This window comes from Streptomonospora salina, assembly GCF_014204715.1.
Lineage (GTDB): Bacteria > Actinomycetota > Actinomycetes > Streptosporangiales > Streptosporangiaceae > Streptomonospora > Streptomonospora salina.
Window position 1 is genome coordinate 3,346,813 of record NZ_JACHLY010000001.1, and the last position, 26,962, is coordinate 3,373,774.

Sequence of the window (26,962 nt, forward strand, 5' to 3'; positions counted from 1 at the left end):
TCCCGGTGCCGGGCGGTCCGGCCGGAAGCGTGCGCTAGCGTGAGGTCGAAAGTGAGCCAGAACACGGTGGAGGAACCGGTAGCAGCCAAGTCCCGCCAGCCCGAGGAGGAACCCGATCCGGCTCCCGGGGAGCACGGGTCCGGGGTCGGCGAACGTGCCCCCGGCTGGCTGGCGCAGGTGCCCTATTTCCTGGTGCTGTCCACCATGTCCGCGGGGATCGTGGTCGTCGCGGCCGCCCATTTCAAGCGCGGGCCCGCGCTGATCGCCGGTGCGCTGATGCTGGCCGCGGTGTTCCGCGCCCTGCTGCCCGCCGACAAGACGGGGATGCTGGCGGTACGCAGCCGGTGGATCGACGTCGCCACCCTGACCGGTCTCGCCGTGCTGCTGATCGCACTCGCGTGGGTAGCGCCGCAGCTGTCCTAGTAGGCGTCTAATAAGCTTGATATCGAGATACCGTAGACGTTCGATCGACTTAGCCGCCGCCCGCCGACCACCCCGCGGAGGAGCCCTTCCCCCGGTGCGGCCCCGGACGGCCGACGGCTTTGCGGCGAGCTCATGAGGCGTGTCGTGGACACACCGGCCCCTCCGCGGCTGAGCGCGGCTCGCGCTCCAGCGCCCGCCGCGGCGCGCGTCCGGGCGTCCCGGTGCGGCCTCCAGCCACATGACGGCTAGCCGAAACGAAGGGACAGCCACCAGCCATGGCCAAGATCAAGGTTGAAAACCCCGTAGTAGAGCTCGACGGCGACGAGATGACGCGGATCATCTGGTCCTTCATCAAGGACCGGCTGATCCTGCCCTACCTCGACATCGACCTGAAGTACTACGACCTGGGCATGGAGGAGCGTGACCGCACCGACGACCAGGTCACGGTCGACGCCGCCAATGCCATCAAGGAGCACGGGGTCGGCGTCAAGTGCGCCACCATCACTCCCGACGAAGCCCGGGTCGAGGAGTTCGGCCTGAAGAAGATGTGGCGCTCGCCCAACGGGACGATCCGCAACATCCTCGGCGGTGTCGTCTTCCGCGAGCCCATCATCTGCGAGAACGTTCCCCGGCTGGTGCCCGGCTGGACCCAGCCCATCATCATCGGCCGCCACGCTCACGCCGACCAGTACAAGGCCAGCGACTTCAAGGTCCCCGGCCCCGGTACGGTCACCATCACCTACACGCCCGAGGACGGCGCCGAGCCCATCGAGATGGAGGTCGCGAACTTCCCCGAGGGCGGCGGCGTGGCCATGGGCATGTACAACTACCGCAGCTCCATCGAGGACTTCGCGCGCGCCAGCTTCAACTACGGGCTGGATCGCGGCTACCCGGTCTACATGTCCACCAAGAACACGATCCTCAAGGCCTACGACGGCATGTTCAAGGACGTGTTCGAGGAGATCTACGAGAACGAGTTCAAGGACCGCTTCGAGGCGGCCGGCCTCACCTACGAGCACCGCCTGATCGACGACATGGTCGCCGCCGCTCTGAAGTGGGAGGGCGGCTACGTCTGGGCGTGCAAGAACTACGACGGCGACGTGCAGTCCGACACGGTCGCCCAGGGCTTCGGCTCGCTGGGGCTGATGACCTCGGTGCTGCGCACCGCCGACGGCCGCACCGTGGAGGCCGAGGCCGCCCACGGCACCGTCACGCGCCACTACCGCCAGCACCAGCAGGGCAAGCCCACCTCCACCAACCCCATCGCCTCGATCTTCGCCTGGACCCGGGGCCTGGAGCACCGCGGCAAGCTCGACGGCAACCCGGCGCTGGTGGAGTTCGCCACCACGCTGGAGAAGGTCGTCGTCTCCACCGTCGAAGGCGGGCAGATGACCAAGGACCTCGCGCTGCTGGTCGGCGGCGACCAGGGTTTCCTCACCACCGAGGAGTTCCTCGCCGCCCTCGACGAGAACCTGCAGAAGCGCCTGGCCTGAGGCCGCGCCCTGCGCGCATCGGCGGAGCCGCCCCGGGCCGTCCCGCCCTCCGAGCGGAGGGCGGGACGGCCCGCGCATGTGCCGCCGCGCCGATTCGGCCGATCCCGCCTGCGCGGCAGTCCCCGGATGACAGGATGGGCTGTCCGGGGGCGTTCGGATACGCAGAGTAGTGTCGGCCGGTAGTGCGGCGAACGCCACTCTGATGTGATTCGCGTGTTTCGCGAACATTGCCCTATCTTGGAGGTATCCGCACGCCGGGGACACCCGGCCGATGCGAACCCCGAAATCATTCCGGCCGACGTGCCGGCCGTGCGCCCGCTGGGGGGTAGGCGCGCGCGGTGCGGAACGTCAGGGAAAGGGCCCGTCGCCTCGCGACGGGCCCTTTTCTCTTTCCTCGGGAACGGTCCGCGCCGGCGGCGGCCGAGGGTGCGGGCCGCCGGAGCGGGCGCGCTAGTCCTGCATGGCGTCCTCGGGGATCGGCTCGCCCGCCTGCATGGCTTCGAACATCGCGGCCGAGCGCGCCTCGTCCCACAGCACCACCGAGCCCGCGCCGGCCACCGTGGGCGTCGAGCCCACCGGAACGGACGTGGTCGCCGGGTCCTCGCGCATCGCCATCGCCATGGTCCCCAGGTCGAGCAGGTGGTCGTCCTCGTCCACCAGGAAGGTGTCGGTGCCCTCGGTCACCAGCGGCACCGAGCGGAACGGGTTGAGCAGCGTGCCGGGCGAGGTGGTCGTGGACACCAGTGCGCTGAAGAACTCCCGCTGGCGCTGGATGCGGTCCAGGTCGGCGCGCGGCGTGGCGCGCGTGCGCACGTAGCCCAATGCGGTCTTGCCGTCCATGTCCTGGCAGCCCGCCTCGATGTCGAGATCGGCCTTGGGGTCCTCCATCGCCTTGTCGGGGCACATCTCGACGCCGCCGACGGCGTCGACGATGTCCACGAACCCGGCGAACCCGATCTCGACGTAGTGGTCGATGCCGACGCCGCTGGCCTGCTCGAAGGTCCGCACGAGCCGGGTCGGTCCGCCGCCGAGCGCTTCGGCGAAGGCGGCGTTGATCTTGTTCTGGCCGATCTCGGGGATGTCCACGTAGGAGTCGCGCGGCACGCTGACGATGCTGGGCTTACCGGTCTCGGGCACGTAGAGCACCATGATGGTGTCGGTGCGCTTGCCCTGCGCGTCGCCGGTGCCGAAGTCCTGCATCTGGTCCTCGGAGAGGCCGTCGCGGCTGTCGGATCCCACGATCAGGTAGGTCTCGCCCGGCTGGTCCTCCAGGTGCCCCTCGAAGTCCAGGGCCTGCACCCGCTGCAGCCGGGAGTCGGCCCACAGGTAGAACGCGGTCGGCAGCAGGACGAGGACGGCCAGCAGCACGATCAGGACGGTACGGCGGCGCTTGCGGCGCTCCTCGCGCCGGCGTCGGGCGCTCCCGGACCCGTCGCGGGTGCGCCCGCGGCCGCCCCCTCCACCGGAACGGCCTCCCGAGGAGGAGGGGCGCCGCCCGGGGCGGTCGTCGGCCGGCGGCATCCGCCGTGTGGACCCCGCGTGCCCCGCTCCCGAGCGCTGCTCGGAGCCGCGCGGACGGTAAAGCTTCTCGATCTCGTCGGCGCCGCCGTCGGGGGCGCGGCGAAACACCCCGGTCCGGTCGGCGTCTCCGCGACCCGCCCGGCCTCTTCTCCGGTTCGACCCGTCAGCCATGTGTCTGGTCGCCCATCTGTGCATACACCACTGTGCGGTCCGCCTTGGTCCCCTTTTTGCGTGTTGGGACTCGCCACAGCCTAGCCAGGTTCCGGATACGGCCGACCTAAAGCCGCTCCGCACCACGGTGCACGCGGCCCCCGCGGGGCGGATCCGACGGTGCCGGGGCGCCTCGACCGGGAGGTCGGCTCCGCGGGCGGCCGGTACCCGGATGTGTCGACCGGGCGGGTGAGGCCCCGCCGCGGGGGCGGCGGGGCCTCGGGGTCCGGGGCCGCCGTGCCCGGCCGGCCGCGGGCGTCACCGCAACCGGCGGGCGCCTTGGGAGGGAAGGGCGGCGCGCAGGGACGGGGCGGTGAAGTCCTGCGCGGCGAATGCGTCGGTCACGGCCGTGCAGACCGTGTCCAGGCGCGACTCGGGGACCAGGGCGACGGCGCTGCCGCCGAAGCCTCCGCCGGTCATCCGGGCGCCGCGGGCACCGGCGGCCACCGCGGTCTCCACCGCCAGATCGAGCTCGGGGGTGGAGATCTCGAACTGGTCGCGCATCGACAGGTGGGAGGCGGTGAACACCGCGCCGAGGTCGCCCAGGGCGCCGGCGCGCATCAGCCCCATCGCCGCGTTGACGCGGTGGATCTCGGTGACGACGTGGCGGACCCGCTTGACGAGGACGGGGTCCTCCAGTTCGGCGAGGGCCGCCTCCAGGTCCTCGACGTCGCGCAGCGCGTCGACGCCGAGCGCGCGGGCGGCGCGGGTGCACTCGTCGTGGCGGGCGGCGTAGCCGCCGGTGGTGTCGCTGAGCGTGTGCTCGACGCGGGTGTCGATGATGAGCAGCCGCAGCGCGGCCGCGTCCAGGTCGAAGGGCACGGCGCTGCCCGCTCCGCTGCGGCAGTCCAGGAAGAGGGCGTGGTCGGCGGTGCAGCGCAGCGAGGCGCTCTGGTCCAGGATGCCGGTGGGTGCGCCGACGTAGGCGTTCTCGGCGCGGCGGGCGACGGCGGCCATCGCGGGCCGGTCGCCGGTCAGTCCGGTGAGGCCGTGCGCCTCGGCCAGGGCCAGGAGCACCGCGCACTCCAGGGCGGCCGAGGAGGACAGGGCGGCGCCGATGGGCAGGTCGGAGTCGAGCAGGATGCGGGCTCCGGCGTCGGCGGGCAGGTGGCCGGCCTCGCGCGCGGCCCAGAAGACGCCGGCGACATAGCCCGCCCACCCCTCGACCGGGTCTTCGGGAGCGAGGCCGGCGGTGGTGAACGTGACAGGTTCGCCGGGGCGCTGGGCGCTGCGGACTTCGGCGGTGCCGTCGTCGGTGGGCGCGAGCGCGACGGTGACGCCCCACGGCAGGGCCATGGGCAGCACGAGGCCGTCGTTGTAGTCGGTGTGCTCGCCCATCAGATTGACGCGCCCGGGGGCGTGCCAGACGCCCAGCGGGTCCCGGCCGAAAACGTCGGCGAACGCGGCGGCGACGTCGCCGGGGTCGACGACGCGGTCGCCGTCGTGCGGCCCCTGCTGCCGGCTCCGGGGTTCGGCCCGGTCGCCGGCGGGGTCCTGTCGCGGTGCGGCGGGGTCCGGCGCGGCGGCCGGTCCGGCCGCCGCCTGCGGCTCGGCTCCGCGCCGGAACGGCGCGCGAAGGCGGTCCAACACGCTTGATCTCTCCTCGCTGGCTGTGCGGGCGCCGCACCCGGCCGCGTCCGCTGGGGTGTGGATCGACGGATCGGCGCCTGGGGGCGCCGCGGGGGTCAGCCGGCCGGCCGCCCGGCGGAGTCGCCGCCGGTGTGGAAGTCCCAGGCGTCGGCGACGATGCGGCGCAGTTCGGGCCGGCGCGGCGTCCACCCCAGCTCGCGGCGGGCGCGCTCGCTGGAGGCGACGAGGACGGCGGGGTCGCCGGGGCGCCGGTCGGCGGCGACCGCGGGGACGGGGCGGCCGGTGACCTCGCGGCAGACGTCGACGACTTGGCGCACGCTGAATCCGGTGCCGTTGCCGAGGTTGTACACCCGGTGCTCGCCGGGGCGGCAGGCGTCCAGGGCGAGCAGGTGGGCCTCGGCGAGGTCGGCGACGTGGATGTAGTCCCGCACACAGGTGCCGTCGGCGGTGGGGTAGTCCTCGCCGTAGACGGCGACGGATTCGCGCCGCCCGAGCGCGACCTGCAGCACGATGGGGATCAGGTGGGTCTCGGGGTCGTGGCGTTCGCCCAGGCCCGCGTAGGCGCCGGCGACGTTGAAGTAGCGCAGGCTGGCCGCACCGATGCCGTGCATGCGCGCGAACTCGGTCAGTGCGGTGTCGATGGCGGCCTTGGTGGCGCCGTAGGGGTTGCCGGGGCGGACGGGGGCGTCCTCGCCGATCTCGGCGGATTCGGGTTCGCCGTAGACGGCGGCGGTGGAGGAGAAGACGATGCGTGCGACGCCGTTGGTGCGCATGGCCTCCAGCAGGGCCAGCGTGCAGCCGACGTTGCCGTCCCAGTAGCGCTCGGGGCGGGCCATCGATTCGGGCACCACCGAGCGGGCGGCGAAGTGCAGCACGGCCTCGATTCCGTGGCCGGCGAGGACGTCGGCGGCGCGTTCGCGGATGCCGCCCTCGACGAAGCGGCACCCTTCGGGGACGGCCTCGCGGTGTCCGGTGGACAGGTCGTCGAGGACGGACACGTCGTGTCCGGACTCCAGCAGCTGGGCGGCGACGACACTGCCGATGTACCCGGCGCCTCCGGTGACCAGGACTCTCAACGCTGCTCCTTAGCTCTCGGTGGGGCGCGCCGCCGGGTCGGGAAGCGCGGCGCGGATGCGTTCGGCGGCGTCTTCGGGGGCGACGTCGTTGATCCACGCCGCCATGCCCGATTCGGACCCCGCGAGGTACTTCAGTTTTCCAGGGGCGCGGCGCAGCGTGAACAACTGCAGGTGCAGCCCGAATTCGGGGTCGGGCGTTCCGTCGGCGTCGACCGGGGCCTGGTGCCAGGCGGAGATGTAGGGCGTGGGCGGGTCGGTGCCGCCGGCCGGCTGGGGGAACAGGCCGTCGAAGGCGCCCAGCAGGTCGAGGTAGATGCCGGCGAGTTCGTCGCGCTGGTCGTCGTCGAGGCGGTCCAGGGTGGGCACGCGCCGGAGCGGGAACAGGCGGACTTCGTAGGGCCAGCGGGCGGCGGCGGGCACGAACGCGGTCCAGTGCTCGCCTTCGGCCACCACGCGGCTGCCGGCGCGGCGCTCGTCGGCGACCACGGTGTCGAAGAGGTTTGCGCCGGTGGCGGCGCGGTGTTTGCCGGCGGCCTCGCGCATGGCGGCGATGCGCGGGGGCACGAACGGGTAGGCGTAGATCTGGCCGTGGGGGTGCTGGAGGGTCACCCCGATCTCGACGCCGCGGTTCTCGAACGGGTACACGTGCGCGACGTCGGGGCGTGCGCCCAGTTCCGCGGTGCGGTCGGCCCAGGCCTCGACGACGGTGCGGGCGCGCGCGGGGGTGAGGTCGGAGAACGAGGCCGCGTGGTCGGAGGTGAAGCACACGACTTCACAGCGGCCGGCGCTGGGGCGGGCGAGGAGGGCGGGGTCGTCGCCGCCGTCGGCCGGTTCGGGGGCGGGGGCCAGGGAGGGGAAGCGGTTCTCGAACACGACGACGTCGTAGTCGCCGGCCGGGATCTCGCTCAGGCGCTCGCCTGCGGAGGGGTCGAGCGGGCACTCGTCGGGCGGGGGCAGGTAGGTGCGGTTCTGCCGGTGGGCGGCCAGGGCGACCCATTCGTCGAGCAGGGGATCGTAGCGCAGCTGGGATCCGGTGGTCGACGGCGGGAGCGGCCGGCGGTCGGCGACGTCGGCCCGACCGGTGTCGGGCGCTTCGTCGAAGTAGATGATCTCGCGTCCGTCCGCGAGGCTGCCTGCCGATCGAAAAACTTGTCGAGTTCGCACAAGATCAGTCTAGGGCATGGCATGAGCAGCGATACGAGACCGATTATGACTATTTTTGATCGATTTAGCGTTGCTGTGTCTGATGTTTGGTCAAGGTAGTGCCGCCCGGGTCCGTTTCGGCCGCTTGCCGGGCCTGCGGGAGCGGCGCCTTCTGCGGTCCGGGCCCCGTTGGCTAAGGTCGCCGGTACGCGCCGCCGGCAGGGCCGGGACCGACGGCCCGGCGGGGCGCGGATGCGCCGGACCCGGGAAGATCGTGAGAGGGCGGTGCCGATGGCCGCGGCGACGGCGCTGAAGGACCGGGTGCGGCACGTCCGCCACCTCGCCATGGAAACCTACTGGTCGGTGCGCCGGCGCCGCCCGGTCGTGGACCACGCGGTGCGCGCCGTCGAGCGCTATACCGGGTCCCAGGGCAACCGGTTGGCCGCCGCGGTCACCTACTACGCGTTCCTGTCCTTCTTCCCCCTGCTGGCGCTGGCCTTCGCGGCGGTCGGCTATGCCGCGGCCGTCGAACCGGACGCCCGCGACTACCTGGACCAGGCCATCCGGGGGGCGCTTCCCGGACTGGCCGAAGGCCTGCCGATCGACCGGATCGCCGAGGCGCGCGCCGGGGCCGGAGCCGTCGGCCTGCTCGGCCTGCTGTACGCGGGCGTCGGCGCGGTCGGGGCCGTGCGCGGGGCGCTGCACCGGGTGTGGCTGCACCGTCCCGCCGACGGTCCCAACTTCGCCGTCGCCAAGCTGCTCGACATCGCGGTGATGGCGGTGCTGGGCCTGTGCCTGCTCGGCTCCGTCGCGCTGACCAGCCTCGCCCAGGCGGCCACGAGCCCGGTGCTGGGCTTTCTGGGGCTGCGGGAGTCCGTGGTCGCGGTTGTGACGGCCCGCACTCTGGGGCCGGCGGTGGCCGTGGCCGCGGACACGGTCATCTTCCTGGTGGTGTTCTCCCGCCTGTCGGGTACCCGCCGCCCGCTGCGCCTGCTGTGGCACGGCGCGCTGATGGCGGCCGTCGGTTTCGAGATCCTGAAGTCCGCAGCGGCGCTGCTGATCAGCGGCACGCTGAGCGATCCCGTCTACGCCTCCTTCGCGGTGGTCGCCGGGCTGCTGGTGTGGATCAACCTGGTCATGCGGATGCTGCTGCTGTGCGCCGCCTGGACGGCGACGTGGCTGCCGGTGCCGCCGCCCTACCAGGGGGCCGTCCCCTCCGGGCTGCCGATCGGGCTGAGCGACGAGGACCCCCCGCGCGCAACCGTGCGCGAGGGCCTGGGCACCTCGGTGGCGAGCCTGCCGGCGCGTCCCACGCCGCGGCAGCAGCGCCGTTCCCGCATGCTGGCGCGGCTGCTGCGGGTGCGGGCCGCGTTGCGCCGCGTGGGCCCGCCGGCGGTGCTGGCCGCGGCGGCGGCCGGCGCGTGGCTGTGGCTGCGCCGCCGCGCAGGGCGCACCGACGAATGATGTGCTGCCAGCGAGGCAATCGCGACATTGCGGCGCAATCCGTCGGCATCGGTCGGCGCTTCACGGCCCGCATCGACCGCTGAGGTCACGTATCGGTTACTTCGGGGTAGTCTCCCTTCTTGTTGTGTAGCGTGATCTTCGAACGCGCGGACGGCACCCGCACGGCGCCGCCTGCGAGACCGCGTGTTCGGCGCTCGGACACGCCCACGCGTGCCCGGACGCGTGCGCGGGGGCGCGGTCCTCGGGCGGCCTGCGGGCACCGGCGGTGTCCCACCGCATCAGGCCGGGCCCGCGCCGGAAACGCCCGCCGGCCCGGGACCGGCCGGTCCCGGGCAGCGCGGGCCGCCGTCGGCGCCCGCGCAGCTCGACCCGTCCCACGTCGCCTGATCAAGCCAGGAACGGAACGCCTCATGACGCGTACTCACCATGCGGGCAGCGCCTCGCCTAGGGTGCGGTCAGTGTCGGTGCCCGACCCGGCCGGACGACAGTGCGGAGGTTGACCGTGGCCATCGAATTCAACGATTCCCAGCGCGCCACTCTCGGCGTGGAGTGGGAGCTCCAGCTCGTCGACGCGCACACCCGCCACCTCCGCCAGGAGGCCCAGCAGGTCCTGGGACAGCTCCCGGATCTGAGCGAGGCGCCGGAGAACCCGCCGCTGCGCCACGAGCTGATGCAGTGCACGGTCGAGGTCGTCACCGGCATCTGCGAGACGGTCGACGAAGCCCGGTCCGACCTGGCGGGCAGCGTCGCCCGGCTCGGATCCGTGCTGGAGGGCCGCGACACCGCCCTCATCTGCGCCGGCACCCATCCGCTGGACGACTGGCGCGACCAGGCCCTCTCGCCGGTCCAGCGCTACGGCGAACTCGTCGACGAGATGCAGTGGCTGGCCCGGCGCATACTCACCTTCGGCGTGCACGTCCACGTGGGGGTGCGTTCGCGGGAGAAGGCCATCCCCATCGTGAACGCGCTGGCCAGGTACCTGCCGCACTTCCTGGCCCTGACGGCCTCCAGCCCGTACTGGAGCGGCCACGACACGGGGCTGGCGTCCAGCCGGTCGATCATCTTCGGTGCGCTGCCCACCTCGGGTCCGCCGCCCCGCCTCGAGAACTGGGACGCGTTCGAGGAATATATGGAAACCCTGCTCCGGGCCGGGACCATATCGAGTATCAAGGAAGTGTGGTGGGACGTCCGCCCGCATCCCGATTTCGGCACGATCGAGATCCGGATGTTCGACGGTATCCCCACGCTGCGCGAGGTCGGCATGGCCGCCGCGTTGTCCCAAAGCCTGGTCCGGCTGTTCGATCAGCAGCTCGACCGCGGCTACGGGCTTCCCATGCCGCCCACATGGGTGGTCAACGACAACAAGTGGCGGGCCACCCGCTACGGCCTGGACGCCCGGATCATCACCGACGACCGGGGCACCACCATGCCGCTGCGCGACGACCTGTACGAACTGCTCCGCGAACTCGAACCGGTGGCCGCGCGGCTGGGCTGCGCCGAGGACCTGGGCGTGGCCTCCGAGATCCTCGACACGGGAGCGTCCTACGAGCGCCAGCGCGCGGTCGTCGACGGCGGCGGCACCCTCGACGACGTCGTGGACTCGCTGGTGGCGGAGTTCCGTGCCGACGTCTTCCCGGCGGCGCCCTCCGTCCCGAGCCAGGCCGCCGACCGGCGGGCGGGGGGCGGCGGCACCGGAACCGACCATGCGAACAAGAACAGGGGGCCATCCCATGCAGGGGCGTGACCTGCGGGAGCAACTGAACGCATTCCTGGCTCGCCACAAGCGCGAGTTCATCGAGTTCCGGCGTGATCTGCACATGCACCCCGAACTCGCCTTCGCCGAGCACCGCACCACCCAGCGGATCGCCGAGCGGCTGCGCGGCATCGGACTCGCACCCGAGCCCCTGCCGCACACCACCGGCCTCGTCTGCGACATCGGCACGGGTGAGGGCCCCACCGTCGCCCTGCGCGCCGACATCGACGCGCTGCCGCTCACCGACGAGAAGGACGTGCCCTACCGCTCCACCGTCCCCGGAGCCGCGCACGCCTGCGGACACGACGTGCATACCACCGTGCTGCTGGCGACCGGGCTGTTCCTGGCCCAGCAGGCCCGCGCGGGCGCGCTGCCGGGCCGGGTGCGGCTGCTGTTCCAGCCCGCCGAAGAGCTGCCCGGAGGGGCGCGTGAAGTGGTCGACGCCGGCGGCATCGACGGTGTGGACCGCGTCTTCGCGCTGCACTGCGACCCGCGGCTGCTCACCGGTCAGGTCGGCCTGCGCACCGGCCCCATCACCGCGGCCTGCGACCAGGTGCTGGTGCGGCTGTCGGGAGACGGCGGCCACACCGCCCGCCCGCACTTGACCTCCGACCTCGTCTACGCCTTGGGCAAGGTCGTCACCGAGCTGCCCGCCGCCCTGTCGCGGCGTGTCGACCCCCGGGCCGGGTTCAGCCTGGTGTGGGGACGCGTCAGCGCCGGCTCGGCGCCCAACGCCATACCCGACGACGGGGTGGCCGAGGGAACCGTGCGCTGCCTGGACGACGACGCCTGGCACGCCGCCCCCGACCTCATCCGCGAGCTCGTCGACTCGGTGGTCGCCGGCTACGGAGCCCGCGCCGAGGTCGACTACCGCCGCGGTGTCCCGCCCACGGTCAACGAGTCCTCCAGCGTGCGGATGCTGCAGCACGCCTGCGCCCAGGCGCTGGGTCCCGAGTCCGTCGCCGACACTCCGCAGAGCCTGGGCGGCGAGGACTTCGCCTGGTACCTGGAGCACGTGCCGGGCGCGCTGGCCCGCCTGGGCACGCACGCCCCCAGCTCCGGATCGCCGATGCTGGACCTGCACCGCGGCGACTTCGACGTCGACGAGGGCGCCATCGGTGTGGGGGTGCAGCTGATGTCGGCGACCGCGCTGACTGCGCTGTGGGAGTGCGCCCGCTCGGCCGGCAGCGACGCCGTGCAGGACGCGGCACTGGCCTGAGGTGCGCGCCGGCGGGCCGCACCGGGTGGCATCCTGAACGATATGAGCCACCCGTTGACCCTTGACGACATCCGGCGCGCCCCCAAGGTGCTGCTGCACGACCACCTCGACGGCGGGCTGCGCCCGGAGACCGTCGTCGACCTCGCCGAATCCGTCGGCTACACCGGACTGCCCGCCCGCGACCCCGGCGAACTGGGGACGTGGTTCCGCGAGGCCGCGGACTCCGGCGCGCTGGAGCGCTACCTGGAGACGTTCTCCCACACCGTCGCCGTGATGCAGACCCGCGACGCCCTTGAGCGGGTCGCGGCCGAGTGCGCCGAGGATCTGGCCGCCGACGGTGTCGTCTACGCCGAGGTGCGCTATGCGCCCGAGCTGCACCTGGAACAGGGCCTGTCGCTGGACGAGGTCGTCGAGGCGGTACTGGAGGGCTTCCGGAAAGGCCAGGAGCGCGCCGCCGCGCAGGGCCGGCCGATCGTGGTCGGCACGCTGCTGACGGCGATGCGCCACGCCGCCCGCTCTCTGGAGATCGCCGAGCTGGCGGTGCGCTACCGCGACGTGGGCGTGGTCGGTTTCGACATCGCCGGCGCCGAGGCCGGCTACCCGCCCACCCGGCACCTGGACGCCTTCGAGTACATGAGCCGGGAGAACTCGCACTTCACCATCCACGCCGGGGAGGCGTTCGGGCTGCCGTCGATCTGGGAGGCGCTGCAGTGGTGCGGCGCCGACCGGCTGGGCCACGGGGTGCGCATCGTCGACGACATCGAGCGCTCGCCGGGCGGCGGCCAGGACGGGGTCCGGATGGGGCGCCTCGCCAACTACGTGCGCGATCAGCGCGTACCGCTGGAGATGTGCCCCAGCTCCAACGTGCAGACCGGCGCGGCCCCCTCGATCGCCGAGCACCCGATCGGCCTGCTGCGCGAGCTGCGCTTCCGGGTCACGGTCAACACCGACAACCGGCTGCAGAGCGGCACGAGCCTGTCGGAGGAGTTCGCGAAGCTCTCCTCTGCCTTCGGTTACGGCTGGGACGACCTGCAGTGGTTCACGGTCAACGCGATGAAGTCGGCGTTCCTGCCCTTCGACGAGCGTCTGTCGCTCATCAACGGGCGGATCAAGCCCGGCTTCGCGCAGCTGAAGTGGGCGACGCAGTGAAGCCGTTGACCGCTCCGGCTTCGCGCCTGGCGGGCTGGGCCTGGGTGGTGATCGTCGTTCTGCTGCTGGCGGATCTGGTGCTGCGCGGCAGCGGCCCCGCCAGCCTGGCCGCCGGTGCGGTGCTGCTGATCACGGCGGGCGCGGCCTACGTGCTGTGGCTGCGCCCGCGCGTCGTCCCCACCAGGGAGGGCGTCCGCCTGGTCAATCCGCTGCGCGACACGTTCGTCCCGTGGCAGGCGTTCACCTGGGCCGACGTCACCGACGTGCTGCGGATCCACGCCGACGGGCGGGTCTTCCGGTCCTGGCCGCTGCGCGAGACCAAGCGTGCGCGGGTCCGGGAGAACCTGCGCCGGGCCGGCGACGGCCCCGTCCCGGCGCCGGACGCCGACCCGCGCACGATGAGCCCCGTCGACCTCGCCGCCCGGGACCTGCGGGCCGAAGCCGAGCGCCGCAGGGCCGAGCTCGGGGGCCGGGAGGCCGGCGGCGGGACCGGTGCGGGCGGGTCCGCGGTCGCGTCGGCCCCGCGCGGGCCGACGACGGTGTGGGGGCCGGACGCGTTGGTGGCGCTCGGCGCACCGGTCGCCCTGCTGGTCGTGGTGCTGCTGATGGTCTGAGCGGTCCGGGACGTTCGCGGCGCCGGCGGAGGGGTTGACCGCATCTCCGATTCCTGGTTAGGTAAGGCATGCCTAATGGTTGGGCGGCGGGTGGTGCACGCGGATCCCCCGCCGCTCGCGCACGCGGCATGGGCCAACCGAATAGGAAGCGCCGCCGGCACGGATCGCCACCCGTGTCGCTGCGGGGCGGTCCGGTTCAGGCCGGGCGGCCGCGCACCCGGCGGCGCGGTGCTCCACCCGGAAAGATGCGGCCGGGGCTCGCCACGGGGTCTGCGGGGACCCCGCTCCGCGCCGCATGGACACGAGTGCGCCCGACGGCCTGCGCGGACGGCCGCCGGGCGCACCGTGTCCGCCTGCGCGAGTGTGGCAGGCGCCGACCCGGTGCCACCGTCCCCGCATCGCCGCGCTCGGCGCCCGTAGCACCGACCCCCGGACAGGGCCGCCGAACCCGGAGTCAGGCCCGCTGCAGCGCCGCGCCGAGCAGCTCGCCCAGGCGCTGCGCGCGCTGCTGCACCACGTCCAGCGCCTTGAGCGAGTCGAACGGCTCGAAGACCGAGCCGATGGCGTCGTTGCTGACCACCGACATGCCGAGCACCTCGGCGCCCATCTCGACCGCGGCGATGGTCTCCAGCGCGAAGGAGCGCCCCACCAGGTCGGCGCCGGCCACCCGCAGCATGGCCAGCTCGGACGGGGTCTGGAACTGCGGCCCCAGGAGCGAGGCGTAGACCCCCTCGGCCAGCGACGGGTCGGCCTCGTGGACCGCGGTGCGCAGCCGCGGGCTGTAGGCCTCGGTGAGGTCCACGAAATCCGGCCCCGACAGCGGCGACGTTGCGGTCAGGTTGATGTGGTCGCGCACCACGATCGGCTGGCCCACGGCGAAGTCGGCGCGCAGCGAACCGGCCGCCCCGGTCAGCACCGCGACCGACGCACCGGCCGCGACGCCGGTGCGTACCGCATGGACGATCCGCATCGGATCGTGCTCTTCGTAGAGGTGGGTGCGTCCGCAGAACACCGCTGCGCGCTTGGTGCCGATGCGGACACTGCGCAGGGTCGCGTAGTGGCCGGCCGCGGTGGGCGCCACGAACCCCGGAAGCTCGGTGACGTCCAGCTCGGCGTCGGAACTGCCCAGCGTGTCCGCCGCCTCCGCCCACCCCGAGCCGAGGATCACCACGGCGTCGAACGCGTCGGCGCCGGTGCGGGTCTTGAGTTCGTCCGCGGCCCGGGCGGCCCGCTCTTTGGCTTCGGCGGTCCCGGTCGTTGGGCGTGCTTGTGTGGATTCGCTCACATCTCCGGAGAGTACGCCCGCGTAACCGAACCGATCCGGAACGCAACGCTACGTGTTCAAAATCGGCCGGAACCGGATGCGTCGCACGCGCCCGGCTGTCCCGGGCGCCCGTCCGGCCGCCGCATTCTTCGGCGGAACGGGCCGTAGGAACGGTGCCGATCCGGCCCGGGCGCCCCGTTGCGATTTCCGCCGCTCGGCATGGCGGACAATGGGGAGACGGCAAGCAGAGGCGTCCCAGACGGCGGCCCACGAGGCAGGCCGCACTTCGACGCGTGTCCGCCAGAAGGAGTGAAGCAGTGTGACCAAGGTCGTGATCATCGGCGGCGGGCCGGGCGGCTACGAGGCGGCGCTGGTGGCCGTTCAACTGGGCGCGGACGTGACGATCGTGGATCGCGACGGTGTCGGCGGCGCCTGCGTCCTGACCGATTGCGTCCCCTCCAAGACCATGATCGCGACGTCGGTGCGCTCCACCTATGTCCGGGAGGCCGACCGGCTGGGCATCGACGCCGCCGACACCGACGGCGGCGTGACGGTCGACGTGGGGGCCGTCAACGCCCGTGTGAAGCGGCTGGCCCAGGCCCAGTCCGACGACACCGCTTCACGCGTGGTCAAGGAGGGCGTGGAGATCGTCCCGGGCGAGGCCCGGCTGGTCGACCCCAAGATCGTCGCCGTCGGCGACCGCCGCATCCACGCCGACATCGTCCTGGTGGCCACCGGTGCCCACCCGCGCGAACTCCCCTCGGCCAAGCCCGACGGCGAACGCATCCTCACCTGGCGCCACCTCTACGACCTGCACGAACTTCCGGAGAAGCTGATCGTGGTGGGTTCGGGCGTCACCGGGGCCGAGTTCGCCAACGCCTACCAGGGCCTGGGCTCGGACGTCACCCTGGTCTCCTCCCGCGAGCGCGTGATGCCCACCCAGGACCCCGACGCCGCCGAGGTCCTGGAGGGCGTGTTCCGCCGCCAGGGCATGACGGTGCTGAGTCAGACGCGCGCGGAGTCGGTGACCAACACCGGCGACGGCGTGCTGGTCACGCTGTCGGACGGTCGCACCGTCGAGGGCAGCCACTGCCTGATGACGGTGGGCATGATCCCCAACACCGCCAACATCGGGTTGGAGGAGATCGGCGTGGGCCTGGACGACGGCGGGTTCATCCAGGTCGACCGGGTCTCGCGGACCTCCGCCGCCGGCGTCTACGCCGCCGGCGACTGCACCGGTGTGAACATGCTGGCCTCGGTCGCGGCGATGCAGGGACGCATCGCCATGTGGCACGCACTGGGCGAGGCGGTATCGCCGCTGAAACTCTCCACGGTGGCCTCCACCGTGTTCACGCACCCCGAGCTCGCGTCGGTGGGCGCCACCGAGAGCGAGGTGCGCAGCGGCAAGCTCGACGCCCGCGTGGTCAACCTGCCGCTGGACACCAACCCGCGCGCGAAGATGACCAACAGCAAGGACGGGTTCGTCAAGCTGATCTGCCGCCAGCACACCGGAATCGTGATGGGCGGCGTCATCGTCGGGCCGCGCGCCAGCGAGCTGATCCTGGCCGTATCGGTGGCGGTGCAGCAGCGCCTGACCGTCGACGACCTCGCGCACACGTTCGCGGTGTATCCGTCGCTGTCGGGCAGCGTCACCGAAGCGGCCCGTTCGCTCATGCAGGCTTCACCGGAGTAGGGCGCGGCCCCGGCGGCGCGGACGGGTCGCCGGGGCCGGAGCCGCGCCCTCCCGGAACCCGGCGCACGAAACGGCCCCGGCGGCGTGCCGGGGCCGTTTCGTGCGTGAAGGACGCGAGCGCGCGTGCTGGGCGGGCGGGCCCTAGAAGTCGAACCCGCCGAAGTCGCCTCCGCCGAAGTCGCCGAAATCGCCGCCTCCGCCGAAGTCGCCGCCCATGTCGGCGCCGCCTCCCATGTCACCGCCCATCATGCCGCCGCCCATCATGGACCCCATCATGGAGCCCATCATCATGCCGGTGAACATGCCCCCCATCATGTCCATGCCGAAGTAGCCGCCCGCGTAGGGGGCGTAGGCGGGGCCGGCGTCGTAGTAGGGCCGGCGCTGCCCGTCGACCTCGACCTGGCGGACGTCGGGGTCGCCGCCGGAGTGCACCGCCTGGGCGCAGGCGGGGCAGGCCGGAACCGACCGGCTGGTGCCGCCCGGAGGGGCCCACATCACGTCCTGGTCCGACGGGCCGTGCTGGGGGTTGAAGAAGCAGGGCTGGCGCCGTTCGGGCACCGGCTCGCCGTTCATCCGGGCGCGTGTGGCCACCATGGCGTAGCGGCCGTCCTCCAGTGCGGTGGTGACCTCCTTGACCTGCTCGGGCTCGGTGATGGTGTCGAGCGTGGCCTTGGCGCGGTCGTAGGAGTCCATCGCGTGGGTGTAGTCGGTGCGGGTGGCCTCGTCGACCGCGGAGAGGTCGATCCGCAGCCCGGCGATGTCCTCGCCCAGCCGCACGACGTCCTCGCTGGCCATCTCCTTGATCTCGGCCAGCTCCTTGGCCTTCTGCTCGTCGCGGCGCTTCTTGCCGCGGTAGAGGAAGAAGCCGCCGCCGGCGACGGCTACGACCAGCAGGCCCAGCAGGATCGCGCCGAAGGCGCTGGAGGCGGCGTCGGCGGACTCCTGGTCCTCCACGGCCTCGGGTACCGCGACCAGCGTGTCGACCTGGCCCTCGTTGCGGGACAGCAGATCCTCTCTGAGCGCGTCGTCCTCCGACGCGTCGAGCTCCGTGGAGTTGATCACCAGCGTCTGGGATCCGGCGAGCACCGCGTAGGTGCCGTCGCCGACCTCGGGCTGGACGTCCTCGATGTAGCTGTCGACGCTGGCCTCGGAGTTGAGCGTGCCCGAGGGGAGGACCACGTAGTAGGTGGGGTTCGCCGCGGAGTCGGCGGCGTCGGCCAGCGTGTCACGCTCGGCCTGGGGGAGCTGGTCGGTGGTGATGTCGGGGTCGATGTAGACGTTGTCGTTCCGCAGGTCGTCGACGACCGCGCCCGCTTCCGGGACGGAGTCGGCGCTGGCGGGTGCCATGGCGACAGCGGAGAGCCCCGCGGTAAGCAGGGCGGGTAGTACCAAGCGGCGCAACATGATCGTTCCTCTCGCCTCCCTCACTCTCATACGACGAACAGGGCGGCTGGAAGGTTCCCGCAGGGCGGGCGGCTCGTCGCCTCTCAGACTACGGGCGGCCCGCCCTCGGATGGCGTGCCGCCCGCCAAGGCGCGTCGCGGCGGGGCCGCGTCAGGTCGCCGTCGCGCCCGACCGGCCGGCGGGCTCGGCCGCACCGTCGCCGGCGGGCGCTTCGCCGGCGGCCGCTTCCGCGGACGCGTCGCCGTCGACGGTTCCGGCCGCGTCCTGAGCGGGGGCGGCGCCCGGATCCGCGCCGCCGTCCGGGGCGACGAACCCGCCGAGGCCGCGCGGGGCGTGGAAGCGGGCCACGTCCATGATCCGCTCCCGCTTGGCGACCAGAGCCGGCACGAACGCCTGCCCGGCCACGTTCACCGCGGTGCGGCCCATGTCCAGGATCGGGTCGACGGCCAGCAGCAGGCCGACGCCCTCAAGCGGCAGGCCCACCGTCGACAGTGTCAGCGTGAGCATGACCGTCGCGCCGGTGGTGCCGGCGGTGGCGGCCGATCCGATCACCGACACGAAGACGATCAGCAGGTAGTCGGTCAGCCCCAGCGGCACGCCGTAGAACTGCGACACGAAGATCGCGGCGATCGCCGGGTAGATCGCGGCGCATCCGTCCATCTTGGTGGTGGCGCCGAAAGGCACGGCGAAGGACGAGTAGTGGCGCGGGACGCCGAAGTTCGTCTCGGCCACGCGCTGGGTCACGGGCATGGTGCCCATCGAGGAGCGCGAAACGAACCCGAGCTGCACCGCCGGCCAGACGCCGGAGAAGAACTTCAGCGGCGAGAGCCCGTGCAGGCGGGCCAGCACCGGATAGACCACGAACAGCACCAGCGCCAGGCCGGCGTAGATCGCCAGCGCGAACGTGCCGAGGGAGCCCACGGTGGTCCAGCCGTAGCTGTAGACCGCGTTGCCCAGCAGGCCGAGGGTGCCCAGCGGAGCGAGCCGGATGACCCACCACAGCACCTTCAGCACCACGTCCAGGGCCGAGCGGGTGAAGGCCAGGAACGGTTCGGCGGCCGGTCCCACACGCACCGCCGCGATGCCGACGGCGATCGCGATGACGATGAGCTGCAGGGCGTTGAAGTCGAGGCTGGTGGCCAGCGAGCCGGCGTCCTCGGAGGTGTCGGCGGTCACCCCGAGGAAGTTGGCCGGCACCATGCTCTCCAGGAACGCCAGCCACGACCCCTGCGAGTCGGGCGCCTGCGCGGCCGCGGCGTCCACGTCGGCGTTGGCGCCGGGCCGGATGAGGCTGCCCAGGCCAAGGCCGATGCCCACGGCGATCAGCGCGGTGACGGCGAACCACAGCAGCGTCTGTCCGGCGAGGCGGGCGGCGTTGGCGGTGTTGCGCAGATTGGCGATGGAGGAGATGACCGCCAGCACGATCAGCGGCGGAACGATCGTGCGCAGCAGCGTCACGAAGGTCGAGCCGATGGTGTCGAGGGTCAGGGCCAGCCAGTTGGGGTCCTCGGCCGTACCGCCGAGCTGGCGGGCGACGACGCCCAGGCCGACACCGACGACGAGGGCGGCCAGGACTTGGACGGTGAAGGGTATGCGCCGCAGTGCGGATAGCACGGTGTGACTCCTGTTGTCAGGACGGTGACCGGTGTCCCGCGTTGGCGGGTCCACCCGGCGGGAAGGGCGGCGCGGCCGGCAGCGGCTCGCGCGCGGGCGCTCAGCCCTACCGACACGCCTGCGAGGCGACACGGCAGAGGTCGATGTGTCGCCGCACGGTCAGGTCCCAGATGTTCGTCACGACCAAGCACAATGGCGGCGGACATCGCGTTATTCCGGAATCCGCGGGCGGTGTAACGCGAATCACGCGCGCCGGCCCCGCTCCGCCGGAGCCTCCGGGGCACGTCGCCAGGAGTCCCTCGGGGGCCGCGGCGGAGGCGCGGTTCGTCCGCGAGCGCGTCGGTATCGCCGAGCACACGCCGCCGCTGTCCGCTCCTACCGCCGCCCCGGCGGTAGGAGCGGGAAACCCGTGCGACGGGCGGGACTCTCTAGGCGTCCTTGATCTCGCAGACGACACCGCCGTTGCTGAGACCGTCGCCCGGGGCCATGGCCAGCCCGGAGACCACACCGGCCTTGTGGGCGGTCAACGGCTGCTCCATCTTCATGGCCTCGATGACGATCACCGGGTCGCCCTCGGCCACGGTCGCGCCGTCCTCGGCGACCACCTTGACCACCGTGCCCTGCATCGGCGACACCAGCGCGTCGCCTCCCGCCGCGGCCGCGGTGCCGCCCGTGCCGCCACCGCCGCGCCGGGAGGCGCGCCGTCCCTGCGGGCGGCCCGGCGCGCTCCCGGCGGCGCCCAGTTCGGCGGGCAGCACGACCTCCAGGCGCTTGCCGCCCACCTCGACGGTGACCGGCTCGCGCTCAGGGGCGCCGTCCTGCTCGACCGGGCCGCTGTAGGGCTCGACGCGGTTGTCGAACTCGGTCTCGATCCAGCGGGTGTGGACCGAGAACGGGATCGCGGGGTCGGACGGGGCGAACGCCGGGTCGTCGATGACCGCCAGGTGGAACGGGATCACCGTGGGCATGCCGCCGACCCGGAACTCCGACAGCGCCCGGCGCGAGCGCTCCAGCGCCTGGGTGCGGGTGGCGCCGGTGACGACCAGTTTGGCCACCATCGAGTCGAACGCCTGCGGAACGGTGAACCCGGCCTCGCACCCGGTGTCGACCCGCACCCCCGGCCCGCCCGGCAGGTTGAGCGCGGTGACGGTGCCCGGTGCGGGCATGAAGCCGCGGCCGGCGTCCTCGGCGTTGATGCGGAATTCGACGGAGTGCCCGCGCAGCCGGGGGTCGCCGTAGCCCAGTTCCTCGCCGTCGGCGACGCGCAGCATCTCGCGCACCAGGTCGATCCCGGCGACCTCCTCGGTGACCGGGTGCTCGACCTGCAGCCGGGTGTTGACCTCCAGGAAGGAGACGGTGCCGTCGGCGCCGACCAGGAACTCGCAGGTGCCCGCGCCGACGTAGCCGGCCTCGCGCAGGATGTCCTTGGAGGACGAGTAGAGCAGGTCCTCCTGCTCGGAGCTGAGGAAGGGCGCCGGGGCTTCCTCGACGAGCTTCTGGTGGCGGCGCTGCAGCGAGCAGTCGCGGGTCGACACCACCACGGCGTTGCCGTGGGAGTCGGCCAGGCACTGGGTTTCGACGTGGCGCGGGCGGTCCAGGTAGCGCTCCACGAAGCACTCGCCGCGGCCGAACGCCGAGACCGCCTCGCGCACCGCCGACTCGTAGGCGTCGGCGACCTCGTCGAGGCTGCGGGCGATCTTGAGGCCGCGGCCGCCGCCGCCGAAGGCCGCCTTGATCGCGATCGGCAGCCCGTGCTCGCGGGCGAAGTCGGTGGCCTCCTCGGCGCCGGCGACGGGGTCGGGGGTGCCGGCCACCAGCGGCGCTCCGACCTTCTGAGCGATGTGGCGGGCCGCGACCTTGTCGCCCAGTGCCGTGATGGCCGAGGGCGGCGGACCGATCCAGGTCAGTCCGGCGTCGATGACGGCCTGGGCGAAGTCGGCGTTCTCGGCGAGGAATCCGTAGCCGGGGTGGACGGCGTCGGCGCCGGTGCGCTCGGCCACGGCCAGGATCGCCCCGATGTCGAGGTAGCTGTCGGCGGGGGTGGCTCCGCCCAGCGCATAGGCCTCGTCGGCGACCTTGGCGTGCAGGGAGTCGAGGTCGGGTTCGGCGTAGACGGCGACACTGGCGATACCGGCGTCGCGGCAGGCGCGCGCCACACGGACCGCGATCTCGCCCCGGTTGGCGATCAGAACTTTGCGCACGGTGGAACACCCTCCTGGTCCGGCGTCCGCGGGGGACCGCGCCGGGTCGTGACAAGTCTAGGAACGTGCGGGCATCGGCGGGGCGCCGCGGCCCCGGCCTGTGGACGGGCGCCGCCTCAGCGCGGTCGGTAGGCGGCCCGCCAGGCGCCGGGGCCCGGCGCGCGCGGCGCACCCAGCAGGTGTGCGCGGTCGCGCCAGCCCGACGGCGGCTGCGGCGCCGACGCGCCGTCGCTGGCCCGGGCGGCCCGACTGCGCGCCGCCGCCGCAGCGGCCAGCGCCGCGGTCTCCTCGGGAGCGGGATCGCCGCGCACCACCCGCAGCAGCGGCGCTGGCCGGGCGGGCGGTCGGGACGGGTCGCTCGTCATCGCTGCCCTCTCGTCCTCGTCTGGCTCCACCGCCCGCGGCTCGCGGCCCCGGGCGTCGGCCGGCCTTTCACAGCGGGATGTTCCCGTGCTTCTTCGGGGGCTGCTGCTCGCGCTTGTTCTCCAGCGAGCCCAGCGCCTTGGCCACCCGGGTCCGGGTCTCCGACGGCATGACGACCCCGTCGATATAGCCCCGTTCCGCGGCGGGGTAGGGGTTGAGCAGGGTGTCCTCGTAGTCCTGGATCAGCCGCGCGCGTTCGGCCTCGACGTCTTCGGCGGCCGCCAGCGTGCGCCGGTGCACGATGTTCACCGCGCCCTGGGCGCCCATCACCGCGATCTGGGCGGTGGGCCAGGCCAGATTGACGTCGGCGCCCAGGTGCTTGGAGCCCATCACGTCGTAGGCGCCGCCGAAGGCCTTGCGGGTGATGACCGTGACCAGCGGGACGGTGGCTTCGGCGTAGGCGTAGATGAGCTTGGCGCCGCGGCGGATGATGCCGTTCCATTCCTGGTCGGTTCCGGGCAGGAAGCCCGGCACGTCCACGAGGGTCAGCACCGGCACGTTGAAGGCGTCGCAGGTCCGCACGAACCGTGCGGCCTTCTCCGAGGCGTCGATGTCCAGGCTTCCGGCCAGGCTCATCGGCTGGTTGGCGACCACGCCCACCGGCCTGCCGTCGACGCGCCCGAATCCGACCACCATGTTGGTGGCGAACCGCGCATGCACCTCCAGGAAGGCGCCGTCGTCGAGGAGGTGCTCGATCACCCGGTGCATGTCGTAGGGCTGGTTGGCCGAGTCCGGGACGAAGGTGTCCAGTTCCCGGTCGGTGTCGGTGACCTCGTCCTCGTCCGGCGCGTCGGCCCGGGGCGGGTCCTCCAGGTTGTTGGCGGGCAGGTGCGCCAGCAGGTCGCGGACGTAGTCCAGGCCGTCCTGCTCACCGGAGGCCATGTAGTGGGCCACGCCGGACCTGGTGTTGTGCGACCGCGCGCCGCCCAGCTCCTCCATGGAGACGTCTTCGCCGGTGACGGTCTTGATGACGTCGGGGCCGGTGATGAACATCTGCGAGGTCTCGTCGACCATGACGACGAAGTCGGTCAGAGCCGGCGAGTAGACGTGCCCGCCCGCGGCTGCGCCCATCACCAGCGAGATCTGCGGGATCACGCCGGAGGCGCGGGTGTTGCGCTTGAAGATCTCGGCGTAGAGGCCGAGTGCGGCCACGCCTTCCTGGATGCGCGCCCCGCCGCCCTCGTTGATGCCCACGACGGGGCATCCGGTCGTGAGCGCGTGGTCGAGGACCTTGACGATCTTCTCGCCGTAGACCTCGCCGAGGGAACCGCCGAAGACGGTGACGTCCTGGCTGAACACCGCGACCGGCCGGCCGTCGACGGTGCCGTGGCCGGTGACGACTCCGTCGCCGTAGGGGCGGTGGGCGTCGAGGCCGAAGCCGGCGGAGCGGTGCCGCGCCAAGGCGTCGAACTCCACGAACGACCCGGGGTCGAGCAGCGCGTCGATCCGCTCGCGCGCGGTCATCTTGCCCTTGGCGTGCTCTTTCTCGACGGCTCGTCGGGACCCGGCGTGCACCGCTTCGTGCCGGCGGCGCTGGAGGTCGGCGAGTTTTCCCGCGGTGGTGTGGATGTCGATCTCGTCCGCGGGCAGCGGTTCAGGGGCTTCGGTGGCCATAGGTACTCACGATAGCTCTGGGTGCTCTGTACTGAAACGCCCCCCGCCGCCCGTTCCGGGGTGCGGCGCGGTGCACCGGTGACCGGGGCCGCGCGGCGGCTCCGGCTGCCGGAACCCCAAAGGGCGGAGAAGTGCGGCCGAAACCGCGGGAAACGGCAGGGGGCGGGGGCGTCCGCCGCCCGTGTTGCGGGTACGGCCCGCGGCAGAGGGGCAGCGGGGCGGGACGGCGGAGGGCGGTGCGCCCGCCGCACCGGCACCGGCCGGCCGCAGCGGCGGGGACCCGTCCGGCGGTCGGCATCCGCCGTACACAGGCCCTGCCCTGCGGCTCGTCCGCGGGGTCCGGCGGCGGTGTCCGAGCGCGCCCACGCTGCCCGCGTCCCTGCAAAATGGTTCAGACCAATCGTGGGTAAGGTCGTGCATATGACAGCGGTAAGCGCAGAACGCGACAGTGCTCGCCAGGAGATGCCCGACCAGCTGCGTGGCGATGTGCGCCTCCTCGGCGAGATGCTCGGCACGGTCATGGCCGAAAGCGGAGGCGAGGACCTTCTCGCCGACGTCGAACGGCTTCGGCGCGCCGTCATCGGCGCCCGGGACGGCTCGGTCGGCGGTGACGAGATCACCGCCCTGGTGGACTCCTGGCCGCTGGAACGCGCCAAACAGGTGGCCCGCGCGTTCACCGTCTACTTCCACCTCGCCAATCTCTCCGAGGAGCACCAGCGCATCCGCGCGCTGCGCGAGCGCGACGACGCCGACAACCCTCCGCGGGAGTCGCTGGCGGCGGCCGTGCGCACCATCCGCGAGAGCGCCGGCGAGGACGCGCTGCGCGACCTGGTCGAGAACATGGAGTTCCACCCGGTACTGACGGCCCACCCCACCGAAGCGCGGCGCCGGGCGGTCTCCACCGCGATCCTGCGCATCAGCGAGCAGCTGGACCTGCTGCACGGCGCCCACCCCGGCAGCACCGCCGAGGCCGAAGCCAAGCGGCGCCTGCTGGAGGAGGTCGACCTGCTCTGGCGCACCTCCCAGCTGCGCTACACCAAGCTCGACCCGCTGGACGAGGTGCGCACCGCCCTCGCCGCCTTCGACGAGACCATCTTCCAGGTGGTGCCGGAGATCTACCGGTCCCTGGACGCCGCGATCGATCCCGACGGGACCGGCCGCGAACCCGTACGCGCCCGCCCGTTCGTGCGCTACGGCAGCTGGATCGGCGGCGACCGCGACGGCAACCCCTTCGTCACCCACGACGTCACCCGCGAAGCCATCTCCATCCAGGCCGAGCACGTGCTCCGCGCGCTGGAGAACGCCTGCGGGCGCGTCGCCCGCACGCTGACCGTCTACAGCAACCTCACCCCCGCCGGCCAGGAGCTGCGCGACGCCTTGGCGGCCGCCGAGGCCGGCTACCCGCGGATCATGGCCGAGGTCGTCAAGCGCTCGCCCAACGAACCGCACCGCCAGGCGCTGCTGTTCGCGACGGAACGGCTGCGCGCGACCCGTGAGCGCAACGCCGACCTCGCCTACCGCGGCCCCGAGGAGTTCCTGGCCGAGCTGCGCCGCGTGCAGGACTCCCTGGCGCGGGCCGGCGCCGTCCGCCAGGCCAACGGCGAACTGCAGCACCTCATCTGGCAGGCCGAGACGTTCGGCTTCCACCTCGCCGAGCTGGAGATCCGCCAGCACAGCGAGGTGCACGCCCAGGCGCTGGAGGAGCTGCGGGCCGGCGGGCAGCTCTCCGAGCGCACCCAGGAGGTGCTGGCCACGCTGCGCGTGATCGCCTGGATCCAGGAGCGCTTCGGCGTCGAAGCCTGCCGCCGCTACATCGTCAGCTTCACCCGTTCCGCCGACGACATCGCCGCCGTCTACGAGCTCGCCGAGCACGCCATGCCCAGCGGCCAGACCCCGGTGCTCGACGTCATCCCGCTGTTCGAGACCGGCGCCGACCTGGAAGCCTCGCCGCACGTGCTCGACGGCATGCTGCAGCTGCCGCAGATGCGGGCCCGCTTGGAGCAGACCGGGCGCCGCATGGAGGTGATGCTGGGCTACAGCGATTCCGCCAAGGACGTCGGACCGGTGAGCGCGACGCTGCGCCTGTACGACGCCCAGGCCCACCTCGTGACCTGGGCCGAGGACAACGACGTGCGGCTGACCATGTTCCACGGCCGCGGCGGGTCCCTGGGCCGGGGCGGCGGGCCCGCCAACCGGGCGCTGCTGGCCCAGGCGCCCGGGTCGGTGGCGGGCCGGTTCAAGGTCACCGAGCAGGGCGAGGTGATCTTCGCCCGCTACGGCCAGCGCGCCATAGCCCACCGCCACATCGAGCAGGTCGGCCACGCCGTGCTGACGGCCAGCACCTCCGAGGTCCAGCAGCGCGCCAACGAGGCGGCGGCGAAGTACCGCTCGCTGGCCGACGGCATCTCCCGCGCCGCCCACGACGCCTACCGCTCGCTGATCGAAACCGACGGCTTCGCGGAGTGGTTCTCGGCCGTCAGCCCGCTGGAAGAGCTGGGGGAACTGCGGCTGGGCTCGCGCCCTTCGCGGCGCAGCGCCGCCCGCGGCCTCGACGACCTGCGCGCGATCCCGTGGGTGTTCGCCTGGACCCAGACCCGGGTCAACCTGCCGGGCTGGTTCGGACTGGGCACCGGTCTGGCCGCCGCACCGGACCTGGGCGAGCTGCAGGCCGCCTACAACGAGTGGCCGCTGTTCTCCTCGCTGCTGGACAACGCCGAGATGAGCCTGGCCAAGACCGACCGCACGATCGCCGAGCGCTACCTGGAGCTGGGGGACAGGCCCGAGCTGACACGGGTGGTGCTGGAGGAGTACGACCGCACCCGCGACCTCGTACTGAAGGTGACCGGCCACGAGCGCCTGCTGGAGAACCGCAGCGTTCTCTCGCGCGCCGTCGACCTGCGCAACCCCTATGTGGATGCGCTGTCCCACCTGCAGTTGCGGGCGCTGTCGGCGCTGCGCGGCGCGGAGTCGGAACCGCTTTCGGGGGAGGACGAGCGCCACCTGGAGCGGCTGCTGCTGCTGACGGTCAACGGCGTGGCCGCCGGTCTGCAGAACACCGGCTGACGGATCGGCCCCCGGCCGCGTCCGGGCCGTC

20 protein-coding genes are annotated in these 26,962 nt (G+C 72.7%); 9 read left to right on the forward strand and 11 right to left on the reverse strand.

The features are described 5' to 3' along the window. The first annotated feature begins 51 nt into the window (after window positions 1-51). Both HNR25_RS25970 and HNR25_RS15275 read left to right on the forward strand, forming a co-directional pair. Window positions 52-423: a DUF3017 domain-containing protein gene (locus HNR25_RS25970; protein WP_312862557.1), complete on the forward strand. Its 372-nt coding sequence runs from the start codon at window positions 52-54 to the stop codon at window positions 421-423. Window positions 424-698: 275 nt separating this feature from the next. Beyond that, complete coding sequence (locus tag HNR25_RS15275; RefSeq protein WP_184636091.1) at window positions 699-1,916, forward strand: NADP-dependent isocitrate dehydrogenase; 1,218 nt, start codon at window positions 699-701, stop codon at window positions 1,914-1,916. A 450-nt stretch (window positions 1,917-2,366) separates the two neighbouring features. Here HNR25_RS15275 and HNR25_RS15280 read toward each other — a convergent pair whose 3' ends face one another. The 4 genes from HNR25_RS15280 to galT all read right to left on the reverse strand — a co-directional run bounded on the left by HNR25_RS15280 (window position 2,367) and on the right by galT (window position 7,477). Beyond that, the gene (locus HNR25_RS15280) at window positions 2,367-3,608 is read right to left on the reverse strand and encodes an LCP family protein (protein ID WP_184636093.1); all 1,242 of its coding nucleotides are present in this window, start codon (window positions 3,606-3,608) and stop codon (window positions 2,367-2,369) included. A 297-nt stretch (window positions 3,609-3,905) separates the two neighbouring features. Next, entirely contained in the window at window positions 3,906-5,237 is a 1,332-nt protein-coding gene (gene galK / locus HNR25_RS15285) for a galactokinase (RefSeq protein ID WP_312862558.1), read from the reverse strand. Between the two features lie 95 nt (window positions 5,238-5,332). Beyond that, window positions 5,333-6,313 carry a UDP-glucose 4-epimerase GalE gene (gene galE, locus HNR25_RS15290; RefSeq protein ID WP_184636095.1) on the reverse strand — a complete coding sequence of 327 codons (981 nt, stop codon included), beginning with the start codon at window positions 6,311-6,313 and terminating at the stop codon, window positions 5,333-5,335. Between the two features lie 9 nt (window positions 6,314-6,322). Further along, window positions 6,323-7,477 carry a galactose-1-phosphate uridylyltransferase gene (gene galT, locus HNR25_RS15295; protein WP_184636097.1) on the reverse strand — a complete coding sequence of 385 codons (1,155 nt, stop codon included), beginning with the start codon at window positions 7,475-7,477 and terminating at the stop codon, window positions 6,323-6,325. 270 nt (window positions 7,478-7,747) lie between these two features. Between galT and HNR25_RS15300 the strand changes: the two genes are divergently transcribed. The 5 genes from HNR25_RS15300 to HNR25_RS15320 all read left to right on the forward strand — a co-directional run bounded on the left by HNR25_RS15300 (window position 7,748) and on the right by HNR25_RS15320 (window position 13,655). Beyond that, the gene (locus HNR25_RS15300) at window positions 7,748-8,920 is read left to right on the forward strand and encodes a YihY/virulence factor BrkB family protein (protein ID WP_184636100.1); all 1,173 of its coding nucleotides are present in this window, start codon (window positions 7,748-7,750) and stop codon (window positions 8,918-8,920) included. Between the two features lie 502 nt (window positions 8,921-9,422). Continuing rightward, window positions 9,423-10,664, forward strand: coding sequence for a glutamate--cysteine ligase (locus tag HNR25_RS15305; RefSeq protein ID WP_184636102.1), 1,242 nt, complete (start codon window positions 9,423-9,425; stop codon window positions 10,662-10,664). Then, entirely contained in the window at window positions 10,651-11,892 is a 1,242-nt protein-coding gene (locus tag HNR25_RS15310; protein WP_184636105.1) for a M20 family metallopeptidase, read from the forward strand. The genes HNR25_RS15305 and HNR25_RS15310 overlap by 14 nt, the downstream gene beginning before the upstream one ends. Window positions 11,893-11,934: 42 nt before the next feature. After that, complete coding sequence (locus HNR25_RS15315) at window positions 11,935-13,041, forward strand: adenosine deaminase (protein ID WP_184636107.1); 1,107 nt, start codon at window positions 11,935-11,937, stop codon at window positions 13,039-13,041. Then, on the forward strand, window positions 13,038-13,655 hold the full coding sequence (locus HNR25_RS15320; RefSeq protein WP_312862559.1) for a PH domain-containing protein: 618 nt from the start codon (window positions 13,038-13,040) through the stop codon (window positions 13,653-13,655). The genes HNR25_RS15315 and HNR25_RS15320 overlap by 4 nt, the downstream gene beginning before the upstream one ends. A 454-nt stretch (window positions 13,656-14,109) precedes the next feature. On the opposite strand, the gene HNR25_RS15325 is transcribed toward HNR25_RS15320, so the two are convergent. Further along, the gene (locus tag HNR25_RS15325) at window positions 14,110-14,940 is read right to left on the reverse strand and encodes a purine-nucleoside phosphorylase (RefSeq protein WP_184636111.1); all 831 of its coding nucleotides are present in this window, start codon (window positions 14,938-14,940) and stop codon (window positions 14,110-14,112) included. Between the two features lie 298 nt (window positions 14,941-15,238). On the opposite strand from HNR25_RS15325, the gene HNR25_RS15330 reads away from it, so the two are divergent. After that, window positions 15,239-16,612, forward strand: a complete 1,374-nt coding sequence (locus tag HNR25_RS15330) for an NAD(P)H-quinone dehydrogenase (RefSeq protein WP_184636113.1) — start codon at window positions 15,239-15,241, stop codon at window positions 16,610-16,612. 141 nt (window positions 16,613-16,753) lie between these two features. On the opposite strand, the gene HNR25_RS15335 is transcribed toward HNR25_RS15330, so the two are convergent. From HNR25_RS15335 to HNR25_RS15355, 6 genes are all read right to left on the reverse strand, one after another. Further along, window positions 16,754-18,016 (reverse strand): chemotaxis protein CheA, encoded by a 1,263-nt coding sequence (locus HNR25_RS15335; RefSeq protein ID WP_184636115.1) that lies wholly within the window; start codon window positions 18,014-18,016, stop codon window positions 16,754-16,756. A 150-nt stretch (window positions 18,017-18,166) separates the two neighbouring features. Further along, window positions 18,167-19,630, reverse strand: a complete 1,464-nt coding sequence (locus tag HNR25_RS15340; protein WP_184636117.1) for a dicarboxylate/amino acid:cation symporter — start codon at window positions 19,628-19,630, stop codon at window positions 18,167-18,169. Window positions 19,631-19,736: 106 nt separating this feature from the next. Then, window positions 19,737-20,138 (reverse strand): putative leader peptide, encoded by a 402-nt coding sequence (locus HNR25_RS27080; RefSeq protein WP_376767508.1) that lies wholly within the window; start codon window positions 20,136-20,138, stop codon window positions 19,737-19,739. Continuing rightward, window positions 20,059-21,831 (reverse strand): acetyl/propionyl/methylcrotonyl-CoA carboxylase subunit alpha, encoded by a 1,773-nt coding sequence (locus HNR25_RS15345; protein WP_184636119.1) that lies wholly within the window; start codon window positions 21,829-21,831, stop codon window positions 20,059-20,061. The genes HNR25_RS27080 and HNR25_RS15345 overlap by 80 nt, the downstream gene beginning before the upstream one ends. 116 nt (window positions 21,832-21,947) lie before the next feature. Continuing rightward, complete coding sequence (locus HNR25_RS15350; protein WP_184636122.1) at window positions 21,948-22,196, reverse strand: acyl-CoA carboxylase epsilon subunit; 249 nt, start codon at window positions 22,194-22,196, stop codon at window positions 21,948-21,950. A gap of 67 nt (window positions 22,197-22,263) precedes the next feature. Further along, window positions 22,264-23,868 (reverse strand): acyl-CoA carboxylase subunit beta, encoded by a 1,605-nt coding sequence (locus HNR25_RS15355; RefSeq protein WP_184636125.1) that lies wholly within the window; start codon window positions 23,866-23,868, stop codon window positions 22,264-22,266. 462 nt (window positions 23,869-24,330) lie between these two features. On the opposite strand from HNR25_RS15355, the gene HNR25_RS15360 reads away from it, so the two are divergent. Further along, window positions 24,331-26,931, forward strand: a complete 2,601-nt coding sequence (locus HNR25_RS15360; RefSeq protein ID WP_281387749.1) for a phosphoenolpyruvate carboxylase — start codon at window positions 24,331-24,333, stop codon at window positions 26,929-26,931. Window positions 26,932-26,962: the final 31 nt, after the last annotated feature.